Origin of the sequence: Rhizobium sp. CBN3, assembly GCF_030518245.1 — a bacterium.
Lineage (GTDB): Bacteria > Pseudomonadota > Alphaproteobacteria > Rhizobiales > Rhizobiaceae > Rhizobium > Rhizobium aethiopicum_A.
The window spans coordinates 1-17,470 of sequence record NZ_JAULSE010000005.1 but is presented as its reverse complement, the minus strand read 5'-3'; the positions used below and the strand labels follow the sequence as shown (position 1 = coordinate 17,470).

Below are 17,470 nucleotides of genomic sequence, written 5' to 3'. Positions count from 1 at the left end.
GATGTCACCCGAAGCGTTTGAGATTGGCTGCACCGGCGACCGGCAGATCGAAGGCGAGCGCGCTGCCGATCGCGTGCGGCGGCAGGTTTGCGTCGATCTCGGCCTTGATCGGCCCAAGCGGCGTTTGGAGGAGGTATTCGCGTGTATTGCCGGCGAAAGACGTGCCGTGCACCGTACCCTGGAACGGACCGGAGCCGAGGGTCACTGTCCGCGGGCGCCAGGCCAGGCCGGCTGCAGCTTGCGGCGGCGGATCGGAGAGTGCTGCCGGGCCGTGCGGCGTCACGAGCTTTCCATCCTTCAGGGCGAAGACATTCTCGAAGCCGACGAAATCGGCAACGAAGGCGGAGGCGGGATTGTTATAGATCTCCTCAGGCGTGCCGATCTGTTCGATGCCGCCGTTCAGCATCACGACGATGCGGTCGGCGAGCGCCAAGGCTTCCACCTGGTCGTGAGTGACGAAGATCATGGTGACGCCGGTCTCCTTTTGCACGCGCTGCAATTCCGCGCGCATTTCGAGGCGAAGCCGGGCATCGAGATTGGAGAGCGGTTCGTCGAGCAGCAGCACCTTCGGTTCCATCACCATGGAGCGCGCCAGTGCCACGCGCTGCTGCTGGCCGCCGGAGAGTTCGGCGGGCCTGCGGCCGGCGAAAGTGGTCAGGCCGACGGATTTCAGACCAGCGCCGACGCGGGCATCGAGATCCGCGCCCGAAATGCCCTTGAGGCGCAGGCCGAAGGCGACGTTTTCGTAGACCGTCAGATGCGGAAAAAGCGCGTAGGACTGGAAGACGAGGCCGACGGCGCGCTTGTTAGCGGAGACGCGGGTGATATCGGCGCCGTCGAGGCGGATGTGGCCGGAAGCGGGCTTCAGCAGGCCGGCAATGGCGCGCATCGTTGTCGTCTTGCCGCAGCCGGAGGGGCCGAGAAGAGCGACGAGCTCGCCCTTGGCGATCGCAAGGTCGAGATCCCTCACGGCGACCGTATCACCATAGCGAAGCGTCAGCTTGTCGAGTTGGAGATAGGCATCAAACATAACGCGAGAATCCCAGGAAGCGTTCGGCGAGAAAGACGATGCCGATCGAGAGGAAAGCGAGAAGGGCGGAGAGCGCCGCAATGGATGGGTCGTAGGTGGTTTCCATATAGCCCAGCATGTCGATCGGCAGGGTTCGGACACCTGGCCCGGAAAGGAAGAGAGAGACCGGCACTTGATTGAAACTGGTGACGAAGCCGAGGATGAAGGCCGCCAGGATGCCGCCACGGATATTCGGGATGACCACGCGGAAAAAGGCGCCGAGCCTGGAGGAGCCGAGCAGGACGGCCGCTTCCTCGATATCCGAGCGCAGGTTGTCGAGGCTCGCCGAAACGACGCGCACGGCATAGGGCAGTACGAGGGCCGCATGGGCGAAGAAGAGCGCGAGCGTGATGTTGAAGCCGAAGGGCACGACGAGATAACGCAGCAATGCCAGGCCGACGATGATGCCGGGGACGATGATCGGCAGCGAGACGATGGTGCGGACGGTCTCTGCTGCGGGCAGCGGGTAACGCGACAGGGCATAGGCGGCCGGGATGCCGAGGATGAGGGCTGCCAGCGTTCCGAAGACGGCGAGGAACATCGACATGGCGAAGCTGTCGCGAAAGCTTTCGATGGTGAAGACCTTCATCACCCAGCGCAGCGACAGGCCCTGCGGCGGAAAGGCCAGCGTGTCGCCCGCGGACAGCGAGGCGGCGATGATGATCAGAAACGGGCCGATCAGGAAGACCAGCAGCAGGAAGAGCACGACGGGCGAAAGAAGGCGAATGCTCATCTGCGGCTCCTCGCCGTCGCAAGGCGTTTCAGCAGGATGTTGGCGGCAAAGCTCATGACGATGAGGATGAAGGCGATGACGCTTGCCGAGACGAAATCATTGGCGACGGACACCTGCTGGTACATCAGCGTTTCGAGCATCAGCACCTTGGAGCCGCCGAGGATGGCGGGGGTGATGTAAGCGGTGAGCGAGCCGGTAAAGACAAGCGTGCCGCCGATGACGAGACCCTCGCGCGTGAGCGGTAGGACGACCTTCCAAAAGACCTGGAACCAGTTGGCGCCGAGTACGCGGGCGGCCGGGATCGCATCCCTCGGCATGTTCTCGAGCGCACTGATCAACGACAGGATCATCAGCGGCAGAAAGAGCTGCAGGAGGCCGATGAAGACGGCGGTTTCGGTGAAGAGCAGGCGCAGCGGGTCGGCGCTGAAACCGAGACCCGTTATTGCCTGGTTGACGATGCCGGTGCGGCCGAGAATGACGATCCACGCATAGGTGCGCGCCACCGGCGAGATCATCAGCGGCAGGGTGATCAAGCCGATCATGCGGCCCTTGCCGTTCGCCGGCAGGTTGACGATGGCAAAGGCTGCGGCGTAGCCGATGACGGCCGAGACGGCGGTGACCTCGATGGCGAGCCGGAAGGAGCGCAGGAAAACGGTTCGGTTCAGAGTCTCGGAAAAGAAGCCTGTGTACGCCGACGGTGTCCAGGCGCCGCCGGCGCGAAAACCCTCCGACAGCAGGATTGCGACGGGCAGCAGGAAGACCACCGTCGCAAAGACGGCTGCCGGCAGGGCAAGCGCCAAGGCTTCCGCGCGGTTCTGGAACATGAGGCGCCTTTCCAGGAGAGGAGATGGCCCCGGCGAGCGGCCGGGGCGGCTTCATGCGGGCTTTACTGGCCGACTTTCTCGTTCCAGGTCTTCAGCCAACCGGCGCGGTTGTCGAGGGCGATGGCGGAAGGGATCAGTTTGAGGCTCTTGGCCGTTTCCTCGCCATAGGTGAGGTTGCCGGCGGCAGCTTCGGAAAGCTTGACCTCGCTGTTGGCAGGGCTATCGATCAGCTTTTCGGCGAGCTTGGTCTGGATCTCGGTCGAGAGCCAGAAATCCATGAACTGCATGGCGAGATCCTGGTTTTTCGAACCCTTGGTCAACACCAGCACGTTCATGCCGCCGGTCTGTCCCTCCTTCGGCGTTGCCCAGGCGACGGGAAGGTCGAGCTTGGTGAAGCCGGCCCAGGAGAAACGGCCGATGGGGGCTGCCCAGATTTCCTCCTGCTGCATGAGCTGCACGAGCTGCGAGGACTTTTCGTAGAAGGTGACGATGTCGTCCTTCTTCTCGCCCAGTGCCGCGATCGGGCCTTGCAGATCAGGCGTATCCTTGCCGAGCGACAGGCCCAGCATATAGAGCGCCGGCGGGCCCTGATTGGTGGTGACATTCGGGAAGGCGACATGGCCGACATATTCCGGCTTCAGAAGATCGGCCCAGGACTCGATCTTCATCTTGTCGGAACGATAGGCGATAGACGTGGCATAGAAAGTATAGCCAACGCTCATGCCGTCGCCGTTGGGATCCTTGGCGACGTCGTAGAGCTTGGCGAAATTGGCAAGTTTCGTCGTATCGATCTTGTCGGTCAGTCCGGCGCGCGATGCGGCAAGCGCATCCGCCATCGAAACGGCGGCGAGATCAACCACGGGGTTGGCCTTGTTCGCCTCCATCTTGGCCAGCCGTTCGACGCTGTTGCCGGTCTCGACCACCAGCTTGCAGCCGCATTGGGCTTCGAACGGATCATAGACCAGCGTCTTGAAGTCGTCCTGGGCGAAGGCATAGACGGAAATGGTCAGCGTTCGTTCGGCTGCGGAGGCGGCAAACGGCGATACTGCGGCAAGCGCCGCCGACGCCATGAGAGCTTTTTTCATCTTACATGTTCTCCATCTCTGAGGTTTTTGGTGCCGGACTCGCAGGCCCGGACGACTGGCGGACAATCAGCTGCATTGGGACGCGTTCGATTTCCGCGGTAACGAGCGCGCCTTCCCGGGTGCGGCTTTTACTGATGGTATCGGCCAGCGCCGATACCGCAATTCCGGCAATTCTATCCATGTCCATCCTGACCGTCGTCAGCGACGGTGTGACAACAGGCGACCAGATGAGGTCGTCGAAGCCGGTGACGCTGACATCGCCGGGAACGCTGATGCCGGCCTGCTGCAGCTCGGTCAGCGCGCGTAATGCCTGCAGATCGGAAAGAGCCGCGAAAGCGGTAAAACCCTCCCGCACCTTTTCGGCAAGGCCGAGCGGACAGCCGCTGCCGCCATCCTGCTCCACCTTCCCGATCCACAGCGTTTCGGCATGCATGCCCGCGTGCATACCGGCGCGAACCCCATCGGCGCGGTCGTTCTGAACGCTGGATTCCTGGTTGTTGCCGATGATGAGGATGCGCTGGTGGCCGAGGTCCGCGAGATGGAGAGCGATTTCGCGGCCGCCCTGCCAATGGTCGGCGGAAACGGTGTTGCCTGGCGTCGAGGGGGTGTCGATGAGAGCGACTGGGCAGGCGGCGGACGAAATGCGGGTGGCGCGGCGGGGAATAATGACCATGCCGTCGACGCCGCGTTCGACGAGACGATTGATCGCCTCGGTCTGGGCGGCAGCATCGCCGCGGGAGTCGGCGATCAGCACGCCGTAACCGGCGGCGGAGGCGGCAAATTCGATCGCCTGTGCGATCTTCGGGAACAGAGGGTTGGCGATATCGGGCAAAACCAGGCCGAGAACGCCGCTGCGGCCGGTCCTGAGCGCGCGGCCTGCCTGGCTCGGGACATAACCCAGTTCGGCGGCGTGTTCGCGGATCCGTTCGACCAGCTGCCCCGAGACCCGGCCTTTACCGGAAAGCGCATTCGAGACCGTGGCAATGGAGACGCCGAGCGAGGTCGCTATCCTGCTGAGGTTCGGTCCGGAGCGCGATGAAGCCATGGTCAGGAGCATTCTGGTTAATCGTTTAATCAGTCCTATAGCAGCCGTTTCTGTTTGTCGAATCCAAATTCGTCTGGCGCGCGACTATTCCGGGATTCGTCGGGCATGAAAAAACCCCGCGAGGCGATCGCGGGGTTTTGCATTTCCAGGAAGGCGAAATGCCGATCAGCTCTTGGCCTTTGCCTTTGCCGGCGCCGGCGTCACCGCTACTGTGGTCTTGCCGCCGGGCGCGTAGCCGCCCCCGACCGCAATGTTCAGCGAGACGTAGTCCTTGGCCATCTGCTGGACGGCCTGGGCAAGGCTTGCCTGGGCAAGCGAGACCTGGCGCTGTGCATCAAGAACGTCGAGCAGCGAGGAGGCGCCGTCCTTGTAGGACGCGGTCGACAGTTCGAGCGTTTCCTGCGTGGTCTTCACCTGAGCCTGTAGGGCTGCGACCGTGCGGGCGTCGCGGCGGACAGCGGCAAGCGCGTTCTCGACCTGTTCGACCGCGGTCAGCACCGTCGACTTCCAGTTGAGGTAGGCGGTCGCGGCAGTGGACTGCGCCGATTTGACGTTGGCGCGCAGACGGCCACCATCGAAGATCGGCAGGTTGAGGGTCGGGCCGAAGGACCAGGGGGTCAGGTCGCCATGGATGCCGCGCTGGTTGATGTAGGACGGCGAGATCGAGCCGCTGAGCGAGATGCTCGGATAGAGCTGCGCCTCGGCAACACCGATATTGGCCGTTGCGGCAGCGAGATCACGCTCGGCGACGCGAATGTCGGGACGGTTGCGGATCAGGTCCGCCGGGATGCCCGAGTTGATGCCGCCACGGAAGACCGGCTGACCGCGACCCTTCAGCAGCTCGTCGACGAGGGCCGAGGCCGGCAGGCCAAGCAGCGTGGCGATGTGATGGGCTGATATACGGATGTTGGTTTCGAGGCCGGGAATTTCGGCGAGCGTCGACTGTACGAGGCCTTCGGCCTGAACGACGTCGAGACGCGAGGCGGCGCCGGCTTCAAGCTGGAACTTGGTCAGTTCGTAGGTTTCCTGACGGGACTTCAGGTTGGCCTTCGAAAGCGCCAGGCGCTGCTGATAATAGCGAACATCGATATAGCTCGAGACGAGATCCTGCACGAGGGTCAGCTTGGCGACGTCAGCGGATGCGTATGCGGAATCGAGCGAGGCGAGAGCACTTTCGGTGCTGCGCTTGTAGAGGCCGAAGAGATCGAGCAGCCAGGTCAGCTGGACTTCGCCGGCACTGGTGTTGCGTGTGTCGAACTGCGAGCGCAGCTCGCCCTTTTGACCACTGACCGTGTGCGAAGCGCCGACATTCAGGTTCGGCAGGGCGCCCGCGCCGGCGGTGGTGACGTTTGCAGAGGCCGCATTGATGCGTTCGATCGCCTGCTGAACCGTCAGGTTCTGATCGAGGCCGGCATGAACATAGCCATTCAGTTTAGGGTCGTTGAAGGCGGTCCACCAGGCTGCGGTAGCAACGTCACCTACACTTTTCGTGCCGCCTTCTCCGAATTTGGCGGGCAGCGGCATTTCAGGAGGAGCATGATCCGGGCCAACAACGCAGCCCGACAGTAATAACAATAATGCCGGTGTGGCAAAACGAAGAGATACCATTCATTTCATCCTGTACTCGAGCAAGTCAATTCTTGTCCGAAGCTTCATGCTTCACTATCGCAGCCGCGCCTCGTCCTACCACAAACACACACACCGAAGCAGTCGGGCGCAATGTAGCAATCGGAACAGCATTATCACAGTGCATTTATATCACACTCCTGCCGCATTTTTGTCGCGTGTGGCAAAGATGCGTCGAATGACGACGTAGAAGGACGGCACGAAGAAAATTCCGAGCATCGTTGCCGACAGCATGCCGCCGAGAACGCCGAGGCCGATAGCGTTCTGGGCCGCAGAGCCCGCGCCCGTGGCGATCGCAAGAGGCACGACGCCGAGGATAAAGGCAAGCGATGTCATAATGATCGGCCGCAGGCGCAGCCGCGCCGCCTCCAACGTCGCCTCGAAAAGGCCCATGCCGCTTTCCATGCGATCCTTGGCGAATTCCACGATCAAGATCGCGTTCTTCGCCGCCAGGCCGATCGTGGTGAGCAAGCCGACCTTGAAATACACATCGTTGGCCTGGCCGAAGAGTGTTGCCGCCGCCAGCGCACCGAGGACGCCGACCGGCACTGCCATGATCACCGAGAAGGGGATCGACCAGCTTTCGTAAAGTGCTGCCAGGCAGAGGAAGACGACGAGTACCGAGATCGCATAGAGCATCGGCGCCTGTGAGCCGGAAAGGCGCTCCTGATAGGAAATGCCCTGCCAGGCGACCGTGTAGCCGCCGCCGAGTTGCTCGGTCAGCGCTTCCATTTCGTTCATGGCATCGCCGGAGGACACGCCAGGTGCGGCGGCACCATCGAGCGGAATCGCGCTGACGGCGTTGAAGCGGGCAAGCGAAGGTGCGCCCTTCACCCATTCGGTTTTGGTAAAGGCGGAGAAGGGCACCATCTCGCCGGCCGTGTTGCGGGCATACCAGTGATTAAGATCGTCCGGCTGCATGCGGAAGGGCGCGTCGCCCTGGACATAGACCGGCTTGATCTCGCCGTTCAGCGTGAAGTCGTTGACGTCGCGGCCGGTGAAGATGATCGACAGCATCGAATTGACCGAAGCGATGTCGACGCCCATGGCGCCGATCTTTTCCTGATCGAGCACGATGCGCATTTGCGGCTCGACTTCCTTGTTGCTGCTGCGCAGCGCCACGATCTTGCCCGAGCTGTTGCCCATCTGGATCAGGCGCTTGGAAGCAGCCGTCAGCGCGTCGTTGCCGTGGCCGCCGGTATCGACGAGATACATGGAAAAGCCGCTCGACACGCCGAGGCCCTGAATCGCCGGCGGCAGGAGCGCGAAAACCTGTGCCTCGCGCATCGCAAAGAAGCTGCGAAGCGCCCGGTTGACAACCCACTGGGCGCTCAGATTTGGATCAGTGCGCAGCGAAAAATCCTTGAGCTTGGTGAAAACGATGGCGCTGTTCTGGCCGGAGCCGCTGAAGCCAAAGCCGAGTGCGCCGAAGACGGATTCGACGGCATCCTTCTCATTCTCGCGATAGTAGTTTTCCACCTTCTCGACGACGGCCTGAGTCTGCTGCGTCGTCGAGCCTGGCGGCGTGGTGACGATGGTCAGCAGCACGCCCTGATCTTCCTGCGGCAGGAAGGAACTCGGCAGCCGGGTGAAGAGATAGGCGCAGCCGGCGCCAACGAGAAGGAAGACCAGCATGACGCGGATCGGCCGCTTCAAGAGATAGCCGATAGTCGTGACATAGCCGTTGGTCGAGCGCGTGAAGTTGCGGTTGAACCAGTCGCCGACGCGGTGTTTCCTGTGTTCGCTGACCGGCTTCAGCATCGTGGCGCAGAGCGCCGGCGTCAGCACGATGGCGACGAGCGCCGACAGCAGCATGGCCGAGACGATGGTGATGGAAAACTGGCGATAGATGATGCCGGTCGAACCGCCGAAGAAGGCCATCGGAATGAAGACTGCGGTCAGCACGAGCGCAATGCCGACGATGGCGCCGGTGATCTCGCCCATCGATTTTTCCGTCGCTTCGAGCGGCGAAAGCTTCTCTTCGGACATGATGCGTTCGACGTTTTCGACGACGACGATCGCGTCGTCGACCAAAAGGCCAATCGCCAGAACCATGGCGAACATCGTCAAGGTATTGATCGAATAGCCAGTGGCCGCCAGCACTCCGAAAGTGCCAAGCAGCACCACAGGAACGGCGATGGTCGGGATCAGCGTTGCCCGAAGATTCTGCAGGAAAACGAGCAGCACCACGAAAACGAGCACGATTGCCTCGATCAGCGTATGCACGACCTTCTCGATCGACAATTCCACGAAGGGCGTCGTGTCGTAGGGATAGGTAATCTTCACGCCTTCCGGCAGAGTGCCGCCGATGACATCGAGTGCTGACCGCACGCGGGCGGCGGTATCGATCGCGTTGGCGCCGATCGCGAGGTTGACGGCGAAACCGCTCGAAGGCAGGCCGTTGTAGCGCGAACTGCCCCCATAGCTTTCCTGACCGATCTCGATGCGCGAGACATCGCTCAGGCGCACGGTCGCGCCGTCCTTTTCGACCTTCAGGATGATGTGCTCAAAATCGGCGACGGTAGTCAGCTGGCTTTGCGCGGTGATGGTGACGTTGAGCTGCTGACCGGGGATCGTCGGCTGGGCGCCGAGCGAACCGACGGAAACCTGAGTGTTCTGCGCCTGGATCGCCGCCGTGACGTCGCTCGGCGTCAGCTGGTATTTCACCAGCTTGAAGGGATCGAGCCAGACGCGCATGGCGTATCCGGAACCGAAGACGTTGATGCTGCCAACGCCCTCCAGGCGCTGGATCTGGTCCTCGATGGAGGTCGACATGAGGTTGCCGAGATCGACCGAATTGCGCTTGCCGTCGGTTGAAACGAGCGAGCCGACGAGGAGGATGCTCGAGGTCGAGCGCGTCACGCTGATGCCGGCATCGATAACGTCGCCCGGAAGCTGCGACTGGACCAGCTGCAGCTTGTTCTGCACCTGCACCTGGGCGATATCGGGATCGATGCTGGTTCCGAAAGTGAGCTGGATGCTGGCCGATCCGGTCGACGAGGTCGAGGTCATGTAGGTGAGGTCGTCGAGGCCGGTCATGCCGTCTTCGATGATCGTCGTTACCGATTTTTCGACCGTCTCGGCGCTGGCGCCACGATAGGTTGCGTTGATGCGCACCGTCGTCGGGGCAATGTCGGGATATTGCGAAATCGACAGGGTGAAGATCGCCAGCAGGCCGGCGAGCATGATGGTGATCGCAATGACCCAAGCGAAAATCGGACGTCGGATGAAAAACTTGGCCATCGGTTGTTCCTGTGCGGCTGAGACGGTGACGATGCGGGCTCGGAGCGATTACTTCGCTGCGGGCTTCTCAGCGTCACCGGCCGCGGGCTGCTCGGCAGCCACGACCACGCCATTGTCGTTGATTTTCATCGGAAGCGGCTTCACCGGCATGCCTGCCGTGACCGACTGCAGGCCGGTAACGATCAGCTGATCGCCGTCCTTGATGCCGTCGGTCACCAGCCAGGAATTGTTGGAGGGCGAGCTATTTTCGAAGGCGCGGGTTTCGACCTTGCCGTCGGCGGAAACGAACTGCGCCGTCAGCCGGCCGTTGGCATCGCGGCTCGTCGCCAGCTGCGGCAGCGCATAACCGGTTTCGGCGCCGAGCTCGACCGTGGCGCGGACATACATGCCGGGCAGCACGATACGATCGGGATTGGGGAAGAGCACACGGATGATGAAGGTCCCGGTGGTCTCGCTGACCACCTGCTTCGACATGTCGAGCTTGCCCTGCTGATTATATTCCTTGCCGTCTTCGAGGATCAGGTGGAAGGCGACATTCTCCGCGCCCTTGATATCGCCGGCGGCCATCGCGTCGCGCAGCCTCAGCAGATTGGTGCTCGACTCGGTGAGCGAGATGTAGATCGGGTCGAGCTGGCGGATCGTCGTCAGCGCCGTCGTCTGGTTGGCCGAGACGACGTTGCCGACATTATGGGCGGTCTGGTCGATGACACCGTCGAAGGGTGCAACGATTCTCGTATGGTCGAGGTCGATCTGCGCGGCGGCAAGCGCTGCTTTCGTCGATTCCACTTCAGCCTTCGCCTGGAGAAGCGTCGTTCTAGCCGTTTCGTATTCGATCTGGGTGGCGCCGCTGCCGACGAGGCGCTGATAGCGTTCGAGATTGCTTTCAGCGCTCGGCACGCTCGCCTCGGCCTTGGAGATGGCCGCCTTGGCCTGCTCGACGGCGGCGATATAGGGCGCATCCTCGATCTGATAGAGAAGGTCGCCCTTCTTGATCTCGCCGCCTTCCTTAAAGGCGATCTCGCGGATGATGCCGCTTACCTGCGGCCGGATATCGGCCGTCTGGAAAGCTTCGGCGCGGCCGGGAAGAATTGTCGTGATCGGGAAACTTGCCTTCGTCAGGGCGATCACGCCAACGGGGGTCGCCTGCTGCGCGGCCGCGCCGGCATTGCCCGCGGGCTTGCCGGCGTTGTCGCTGCAGGCGCCAAGCAATGCGCCGGCCAGCAGGGCCGAGGAGATGAGGACGGCACGCCAAATCATTCTGAATTCCCTCATGCGGTGGCAATCGCCGTTCGATCCACGGGCCCGGCCGGGCCGAGCGCAGGCTTATATAAGCGTCAGGATGAGCTTGGCCTCAAATGCCATAATCCCGAGTCTAACAAAAGCTTTACGAAGTGACGTAAGTCAGCAACCGTCACTTAGCAAGCGCTATTTTGCAGTGCGGCATCGACGAAGCCTACGATTTCCTCGGCACGATGCACCAGCGTCTCCTTATCGTCGCGGACGATGAGGACAGGGTGCAGCACGCAGGCGAGCACATCGGCGACGGTCTGTGCCGCACGCTCGGGATCGCGGCAATGATAACGTCCTTCCACCATGCCTTTGCGGATTATCTCGCCGATTTTTTCCTCGATACGGGCGCGATAGCGATTGCCGGCTTCGAGTTTGGCCTCGATGGTCGAGAGCACCATTTCGAAAATGTAAGGGTTCTTCTGGATATCCTGCAGATGGCCCTCCAGCAGGCGCAGGACGAAGCGGAGCAGTTGCTCCTTCGCGGGCATGTCCTGGTCGAGAGGGACGAAACGCTCGGCGGCATTGTCGAGATGTCGCCCGGCGATGGCATCGACCAGCGCCACCTTGGAACGGAAATGCTTGAAGACATTGGCGGGCGACATGTGCAGCGCGCCTGATATATCTGCGATCGACACTGCGGCGAAGCCGCGTTCGCGAAACAGCATCTCCGCCATGGAGAGGATGTCCTGTCGCGTTTCCTCGGCCTTGCGTCTCGGCCTTCTTACCATCCGTCCCCCGCCGGGCCTCGCCCGGTACCCCTTTTTGCCGATGCTAGCGCTATTCAGCGAAAACTGCCAAGCCGATGCAAGGCCCGGCGGCTTTCGCACGTCGCCTGTTCAAGGGAAATAGGGGACGAGGTTGTTGCGGACACGGGCAAGCGGCGTCTCGCCGCTATTGTCCGGGACAAAGCGCTCGCCGGTTATCGCCTCGTAGGCCCTGATATAGACGGCCGAGGTCTGCTCGATCAGTTCGGTGGGGATTTCAGGGATTTCATCCTTGTAGGGGTCGCAACGCTCCGCCACCCAGGCGCGGACGAAATCCTTGTCGAAACTTTCCGGGCGCTTGCCGGCGGCAAAACTTGCCGGATAGGTTTCGGCAAGCCAGTAGCGGCTGCTGTCCGGCGTGTGAATCTCGTCGGCGAGAATGATGTTGCCGTCGCCGTCGGTGCCGAATTCATATTTGGTATCGACGAGGATCAGGCCTTGCTTCGCGGCCATGTCCTGGCCGCGGGCAAAGAGCGCGAGTGCATATTTCGACAAGGTCTCCCACTGCTGGCTGGTCAGAAGGCCGCGCGTGACGATTTCCGCGGGCGTCAGCGGTTCGTCATGGCCTCCGTCGAATTCCTTGCTGGTCGGCGTGATCACGGGTTCCGGCAGGATCTGATTGTCGCGCATGCCGTCCGGCAGACGCATGCCGTACATCTCCCGCTCACCCTTCTTATAGAGGGTCAGGATCGAGGTGCCGGTGGTGCCGGCGAGATAACCGCGCACGACGATTTCGACCGGCAGGATGTCGAGCCGCTTGCCGATGACCACATTCGGATCGGGATAGTCGAGCACGTGGTTCGGGCAAATGTCCTTCGTCGCCTCGAACCAGTAACGCGCCGTCTGCGTCAGCACCTGGCCCTTATAGGGAATACAAGTGAGAATGCGGTCGAAAGCGCTCAGCCGATCTGTGCTGATGATAATGCGGCTTCCGTCGGGAAGGTCGTAATTCTCGCGCACCTTGCCGCGATAGTAGTTCGGCAGTTCCGGGAAATGGGCTTCGGAGAGGATTCGCACGGCGCTCGACTGTCCTTGTATTTGGCTGATGGCTTCCTGCTCTAGTTTCATTACCGGCGAAGTCAAGCCGAGCCGAAGTATCGCATCACAGCCAGAACAGAGCCAGAAGAAACAGAGCGAGTCCGTAAGTTGCAACGGCAAGCGGCCAGCCGGCCCGCAGGAAGTCGCTGAAGCGGTAGCCGCCGATGCCCATCGCCAGCGTGTTGTTGTGATGGCCGAAGGGCGTCAGAAAATCGAGCGAGGCGCCGATGGCGACCGCGATCAGGTAGGCGTCCGGTGCGTGCTGCCCGATCCTCGCAAATTCGAGTGCGATCGGGGCGAGCACGATTGCGACCGTCGCGTTGTTGACGAAAGGCGTCAGCGCCATCGCGAGGAAGAGGATGAGGGCGATGCCAGAAAGCGGATGGTTAACCGGCACGATGAGGCTCAGCCAGCCGGCAATCGTTTCGGCCGCCCCGGTGCTGGCTACCGCCTGGCCGATCGGAATCATCGCCGCGAGCATGATGATGATCGGCCAGTTGAGGTCGGCCATCGCCTGGCGGATGTTGAGATGATTGAGCAAAGCGAGGACGAGGACGACACCCGCAAAAGCGACCTCGGAATGCAGGCCCGCCGCCGACGCCGCGACGCCGCAGGCAAACAATGCGAAAGGCCGCCAGGAGAGGAGGGCCGGTTCGGCTGAAGCCGTCGGAGCAAGCGGCAGGCACTCGCTTTCCTCCAGCGCTTCGGCGATTGCCGCACGCGGCCCTTCCAGTCTCAATATATCGCCAATCGACAGTTGCAGATCGAGAAAGCGGCCTTCGATACGCGGTGTGCGCATGGAAAGAGCAGTGACTGCGATGCCGCGATGGTTGAAGACTTCGAGTGAGCTGACGCGCGAACCCACCAGCGTGCTTTCGGGCATGACGACGGATTCGACCCGGGTGAAATCTGGCGGCCGACCATTCAGATGGGCATCGGCCACCAGAGCCTGTGTGGCGGCAAGGCCGGCAAAGATGTCATCGGCGCCTTCGGCAAGCAGCACGTCGCCCGCGCTGATCATCGACTGGTCGAGGGGGCCAAAAACGAAATTGCCGTCACGGATCAGCGCGTGCGGTTTGATGCCGAAGCGGGTCAGACACTCGGAAAGCCGTGTGCCGATCAGCGGCGAAGCATTGGGAATGCAACGTTCGACAACGATGCGACGCGAGCCTTGGGCGAGCGTTGCCGGCAATGCGTCAGATTCCGGGAACAGGTATCGGACCCGAACGGCGATGAGCAGGATGCCGGCGATTGCGACTGGCAGCCCGACATAGCTGAAATCGAAGAAATGAAAACCCGCACCGGACGTCTTGGCGAGCGCGTCGCTGACGAGCAGGTTGGCCGGCGTGCCGATCAGCGAGACGAGGCCGCCGAGCAAGGCGGCAAACGAGATGGGCATGATGAGCTGACGGCGGGGGATTGAGAGTGCTACGCCGAGCCGCAGCGCCACCGGCAAGGTGATTGCAAAGGCGCCGATATTGTTCATGAAGATGGAAAGAACGCCGGCAAGCGAGGAAGCGCCTGATATGATCTTGAAGTTCGACGGTCTTGCGGCCGCGACACGCGCAGCGAGGCTGTCGAAGAGTTTGGCGTGCGCCAGCACCTGAACGATCAGCAGGATTTCGATGACGGTGATAACGACGGGGCTGGCGAAGCCCGCGAAGATCTGGTCGGCCGGATAAAGTCCGAGCGCATAGCCGGCGAGCAGGCCAGCAATCGCAGTCACTTCGATGCGTATGCGCTCGAGCGAGAAGAGAATGAGCATCGCCAGCAGAAGGATCAGCAGGGATGCTTGCTCGAACGACATGGGCGGATCCGGTGTTTCATCGATGGGGGTATGTCGCTGTACCGGAACCGCTGCAGATTTCCGGGTGACAGGCCTTGGGCGGACTGTAGTCGTTCCTCATCTGCTGTACAGAGGCGCCAGCCGGCAAAAATTGAACAATCTCATCTCTTCGGTCGGGCCGAAACCTGCCAACGGCCCTCGGCATTCCGCTCCAGCACGGGCGTTGCGAAGACACCGCGGATGCGAGCGATCCATTGCGGCCCGGCGGCTGCGAGGCTATCGCGCCAGCGCTCCGATTGCAGCATGGCCGCGCCGATAACGACAGGTTCGATGCCGGTGGCCGTCAGCAGATCAACGCCCGAGACGATCGAGGCGCCGCTGGAAATGACGTCATCGATCAGGGCGACGCGCCGCCCCGTCAGCAGCGGCAGCATGCGCGGATCGATATAGAGGCGCTTGTCCTGTGTCGGGGTGGTGATCGATGACAGAGGAACGGAGAGTTCGTCGCGGTACCAGAACTTGCGCGAGGTGCCGAGCGGGACGTAGCGGTCGTGACCGAGCTTCTGCGCAACGGCGGCGGCAAGCGTCAAGCCGAGCGTCGGCAGGCCGGCGATGACATCGACGCCCATGGGTTTGATCTTTTCGGCGAGACCGTCGGCCAACGCGTCGAGGACGGCGAAGCTCGCCTGGTTGACGATCAGCGAAGCGAGGGCGTGATCGCCATCTGCCAACACGCGTATCGGCAGGCGAAGCTGGCGGCCGTCTTCCAGCGCGGCGACATAGAAGGTGGTGAATTCCCGATCGTCGGGAAAGGTGCCAGGCGGATGGATCTCCTGCCAGAAGTCATGCGGCGCCATCTCCGGCACATCGGTCAACGTCTCGCCCTTTCCATGCCGGCTCGTCGGCGCAACCCCTGCAACTCTGCCTCTGTCAACGCACGCACGGCGCCCTTTGGAAGTTCCCCGAGTTCGAGCCCGCCGATGGCGACCCGCACAAGGCGCAAGCATTCGGTGCCGAGCGCCTCCAGCATACGGCGGATCTGGCGATTGCGGCCTTCATCGAGCTCGACCTCGATCCACGAGTTCCTGTCGCCCTGGCGCAGGCGTCGTGTGGCGGTTGCCGTCAGCAACTCGCCGTCATGCCGGATGCCGGATGTCATAGCGGCAATTTCCTCGTCGTCCATGAGGCGGTCGATCTGGACATGATAGGTTTTGGTCACATGGGTGATCGGATCGAGCAGGGTCTGGGCGAACTCGGTGTCATTGGTGAAAAGCAGCAGGCCTTCGCTTGCCTTGTCGAGCCGGCCGACCGGAGAGAGGTGCGGGATGTCGAAATTCTTGAGGCAATCATAGACCGTCGGCCTGCCCTCGGGATCATGGCGGGTCGTGACGAGCCCGCGTGGCTTGTTGAGCATCAGATAGATTTTCGCCTCGGCGGCGATGACAAGTCCGTCGACACTGATCCTCGCCGTCGAAAGATCGACCCATGCAGAGGCATCGCTGACGATACGGTCGTCGACGGCGACGCGGCTTTCGGCAATCAGCCGTTCGGCCTGGGTACGGGAGCAATAGCCGAGCTTGGAAAGGGCGCGCGGAAGGGTGACCCGCTTGCCTGCCATATCGGCGGCAGGCTTCAGCCGCACGCGTGTCTTATGCGATGGGCGCCGGTCCCTCATCTGCCATCCATGTCCAGCCTCGATGCCGCTTCTTGGCACGAACGGCCCAACGATGCCAGCATGACAAACTAAAACCAAGGAATGATAGGGCGCAAAACGATGTCAGCGCTTCGGATAAAGCGCCGTCTGGGTGAAAAACCGGTTGGTCGCGCCGCCTCAGCGGCAGGCCATGAAGCCGGCCAGTTCCTTGCGACTGACGACGATGCCGGCAGCAGCCTTTACTGGGTCGGGATGGGTATAGGACAGGCTTGGCATTTCAGGCAGGTCGAGCGCCTGACGCATATTCATGATGCCGACCGCGTAACGGCCGTTGACGCCGTCGGCGCTGACTTCAATGATGCAATTGGCCCTCTTATTGTCCATTGGTTGTCCTCCCGTTCGTTTTTTATGTTGCCATCCCTCGCATTAAAAATTGGTTTTTCTGAGACATAAGCGTTTACGCACCCTGCCGAAAATGGGTCGGCAGGTGCGTAATAGAGCTGGCTTCGGGGCGGATTGAGCGCTCAGTGCCACCAATGGCGAGGCTGCGGCTGTGAATTGCCGGATAGCAGGTAGCCAAAGAGGAAGCCGACCGCCCCGGCAAGCACCAGTGCGGTGGTCGTTGCTGCCGCATGCTCGCGGGCGGCGCCGGCGGCGGCTGCCCCTTCGGCCCGGATTTGGGCGACGGCGTTTTTTGCGCGGGGCAAGGCTTCATCGTAGGCCTTGCCGGCGCGGCCGCGCACTTCGTAATAGGCCTCGGCGCCTTGGGCGGAAATCATCTTCTGCAGACGAGAGACTTCCTGCTGGAGCGCAGCGATGTCCTTGCTGACAGATGCTCTGATGTCATCGGTGTTGGCAGCCATGTCGGTCTCCTTCCTTCAATGGGAAAGACAACACCTCAATCGGTGATAGGTTCCGAAATTGCAGCTGCTGATTTGTGACGGAAACTCGCCGGCCAGCGTAGGTTTAATCCTCGATTAACCATAAATTGGCTCAAAGCACTGTTTTCACGGGATCTTTCGCCAATTACGGGCGGTAATTCGAGGATTTTTTGACCAGCCGATAAAGAAATCTTCGGAAATTTGTCGCGAAAACGCCGCCTGTGGATAAGGAGCGCGAGGAAAATGGCAGCTGAATCAACATGTTACAAAAATGTCAAAAAACTTTGGCTTGGTGTGTTGACTTAGAAAAGGGGTTAGCTCTATAAGCCCACTCACTGAACGAGGGCGGCGGCGCTGCTGGCGACGAAGTCTCTCGCTCTTAAGAAACTCAAGCGGATTGGCGATTGCTGGTTTGTTGCTTCGGGCTTAGGT

At 61.6% G+C, this 17,470-nt stretch carries 15 protein-coding genes; all 15 read right to left on the bottom strand.

The window, feature by feature from the left end; translation table 11 throughout:
* Nucleotides 1–4: 4 nt before the first annotated feature.
* Nucleotides 5–1,030 carry an ABC transporter ATP-binding protein gene (locus tag QWJ46_RS09630; RefSeq protein WP_302750924.1) on the bottom strand — a complete coding sequence of 342 codons (1,026 nt, stop codon included), beginning with the start codon at nt 1,028–1,030 and terminating at the stop codon, nt 5–7.
* Nucleotides 1,023–1,802, bottom strand: a complete 780-nt coding sequence (locus QWJ46_RS09625; RefSeq protein ID WP_184455116.1) for an ABC transporter permease — start codon at nt 1,800–1,802, stop codon at nt 1,023–1,025. Before QWJ46_RS09625 ends, QWJ46_RS09630 begins: the two co-directional genes overlap by 8 nt.
* Nucleotides 1,799–2,626 (bottom strand): ABC transporter permease, encoded by an 828-nt coding sequence (locus QWJ46_RS09620; protein WP_302750922.1) that lies wholly within the window; start codon nt 2,624–2,626, stop codon nt 1,799–1,801. The genes QWJ46_RS09625 and QWJ46_RS09620 overlap by 4 nt, the downstream gene beginning before the upstream one ends.
* Nucleotides 2,627–2,688: 62 nt before the next feature.
* On the bottom strand, nt 2,689–3,711 hold the full coding sequence (locus tag QWJ46_RS09615) for an ABC transporter substrate-binding protein (protein ID WP_302750921.1): 1,023 nt from the start codon (nt 3,709–3,711) through the stop codon (nt 2,689–2,691).
* A 1-nt stretch (nt 3,712) separates the two neighbouring features.
* Complete coding sequence (locus tag QWJ46_RS09610) at nt 3,713–4,756, bottom strand: LacI family DNA-binding transcriptional regulator (protein WP_184455119.1); 1,044 nt, start codon at nt 4,754–4,756, stop codon at nt 3,713–3,715.
* 165 nt (nt 4,757–4,921) lie between these two features.
* Nucleotides 4,922–6,364, bottom strand: a complete 1,443-nt coding sequence (locus tag QWJ46_RS09605) for an efflux transporter outer membrane subunit (protein WP_302750920.1) — start codon at nt 6,362–6,364, stop codon at nt 4,922–4,924.
* Between the two features lie 150 nt (nt 6,365–6,514).
* Nucleotides 6,515–9,625, bottom strand: coding sequence for an efflux RND transporter permease subunit (locus tag QWJ46_RS09600; RefSeq protein ID WP_302750918.1), 3,111 nt, complete (start codon nt 9,623–9,625; stop codon nt 6,515–6,517).
* A 48-nt stretch (nt 9,626–9,673) separates the two neighbouring features.
* Nucleotides 9,674–10,882, bottom strand: coding sequence for an efflux RND transporter periplasmic adaptor subunit (locus QWJ46_RS09595; RefSeq protein WP_302750916.1), 1,209 nt, complete (start codon nt 10,880–10,882; stop codon nt 9,674–9,676).
* Between the two features lie 158 nt (nt 10,883–11,040).
* Nucleotides 11,041–11,643 carry a TetR family transcriptional regulator gene (locus tag QWJ46_RS09590; protein ID WP_302750914.1) on the bottom strand — a complete coding sequence of 201 codons (603 nt, stop codon included), beginning with the start codon at nt 11,641–11,643 and terminating at the stop codon, nt 11,041–11,043.
* Nucleotides 11,644–11,751: 108 nt separating this feature from the next.
* Nucleotides 11,752–12,696 (bottom strand): phosphoribosylaminoimidazolesuccinocarboxamide synthase, encoded by a 945-nt coding sequence (locus QWJ46_RS09585; protein ID WP_302751172.1) that lies wholly within the window; start codon nt 12,694–12,696, stop codon nt 11,752–11,754.
* An 85-nt stretch (nt 12,697–12,781) separates the two neighbouring features.
* The gene (locus QWJ46_RS09580) at nt 12,782–14,524 is read right to left on the bottom strand and encodes an SLC13 family permease (RefSeq protein ID WP_302750912.1); all 1,743 of its coding nucleotides are present in this window, start codon (nt 14,522–14,524) and stop codon (nt 12,782–12,784) included.
* Nucleotides 14,525–14,664: 140 nt separating this feature from the next.
* Nucleotides 14,665–15,360 (bottom strand): phosphoribosyltransferase, encoded by a 696-nt coding sequence (locus tag QWJ46_RS09575; RefSeq protein ID WP_184455147.1) that lies wholly within the window; start codon nt 15,358–15,360, stop codon nt 14,665–14,667.
* 14 nt (nt 15,361–15,374) lie between these two features.
* Nucleotides 15,375–16,178 (bottom strand): pseudouridine synthase, encoded by an 804-nt coding sequence (locus tag QWJ46_RS09570; protein WP_302750910.1) that lies wholly within the window; start codon nt 16,176–16,178, stop codon nt 15,375–15,377.
* Between the two features lie 156 nt (nt 16,179–16,334).
* Complete coding sequence (locus QWJ46_RS09565) at nt 16,335–16,541, bottom strand: hypothetical protein (RefSeq protein ID WP_184455132.1); 207 nt, start codon at nt 16,539–16,541, stop codon at nt 16,335–16,337.
* 140 nt (nt 16,542–16,681) lie between these two features.
* Complete coding sequence (locus tag QWJ46_RS09560) at nt 16,682–17,020, bottom strand: hypothetical protein (protein WP_085779272.1); 339 nt, start codon at nt 17,018–17,020, stop codon at nt 16,682–16,684.
* Between the last annotated feature and the right edge of the window lie 450 nt (nt 17,021–17,470).

Excerpts from the sequence above, each read along its gene's own strand:
- QWJ46_RS09630 (WP_302750924.1), bottom strand. The coding sequence starts at position 1,030 with ATGTTTGATGCCTATCTCCAACTCGACAAGCTGACGCTTCGCTATGGT.
- QWJ46_RS09625 (WP_184455116.1), bottom strand. The coding sequence starts at position 1,802 with ATGAGCATTCGCCTTCTTTCGCCCGTCGTGCTCTTCCTGCTGCTGGTC.
- QWJ46_RS09620 (WP_302750922.1), bottom strand. The coding sequence starts at position 2,626 with ATGTTCCAGAACCGCGCGGAAGCCTTGGCGCTTGCCCTGCCGGCAGCC.
- QWJ46_RS09615 (WP_302750921.1), bottom strand. The coding sequence starts at position 3,711 with ATGAAAAAAGCTCTCATGGCGTCGGCGGCGCTTGCCGCAGTATCGCCG.
- QWJ46_RS09610 (WP_184455119.1), bottom strand. The coding sequence starts at position 4,756 with ATGGCTTCATCGCGCTCCGGACCGAACCTCAGCAGGATAGCGACCTCG.
- QWJ46_RS09605 (WP_302750920.1), bottom strand. The coding sequence starts at position 6,364 with ATGGTATCTCTTCGTTTTGCCACACCGGCATTATTGTTATTACTGTCG.
- QWJ46_RS09600 (WP_302750918.1), bottom strand. The coding sequence starts at position 9,625 with ATGGCCAAGTTTTTCATCCGACGTCCGATTTTCGCTTGGGTCATTGCG.
- QWJ46_RS09595 (WP_302750916.1), bottom strand. The coding sequence starts at position 10,882 with ATGATTTGGCGTGCCGTCCTCATCTCCTCGGCCCTGCTGGCCGGCGCA.
- QWJ46_RS09590 (WP_302750914.1), bottom strand. The coding sequence starts at position 11,643 with ATGGTAAGAAGGCCGAGACGCAAGGCCGAGGAAACGCGACAGGACATC.
- QWJ46_RS09580 (WP_302750912.1), bottom strand. The coding sequence starts at position 14,524 with ATGTCGTTCGAGCAAGCATCCCTGCTGATCCTTCTGCTGGCGATGCTC.
- QWJ46_RS09575 (WP_184455147.1), bottom strand. The coding sequence starts at position 15,360 with ATGGCGCCGCATGACTTCTGGCAGGAGATCCATCCGCCTGGCACCTTT.
- QWJ46_RS09570 (WP_302750910.1), bottom strand. The coding sequence starts at position 16,178 with ATGAGGGACCGGCGCCCATCGCATAAGACACGCGTGCGGCTGAAGCCT.
- QWJ46_RS09565 (WP_184455132.1), bottom strand. The coding sequence starts at position 16,541 with ATGGACAATAAGAGGGCCAATTGCATCATTGAAGTCAGCGCCGACGGC.
- QWJ46_RS09560 (WP_085779272.1), bottom strand. The coding sequence starts at position 17,020 with ATGGCTGCCAACACCGATGACATCAGAGCATCTGTCAGCAAGGACATC.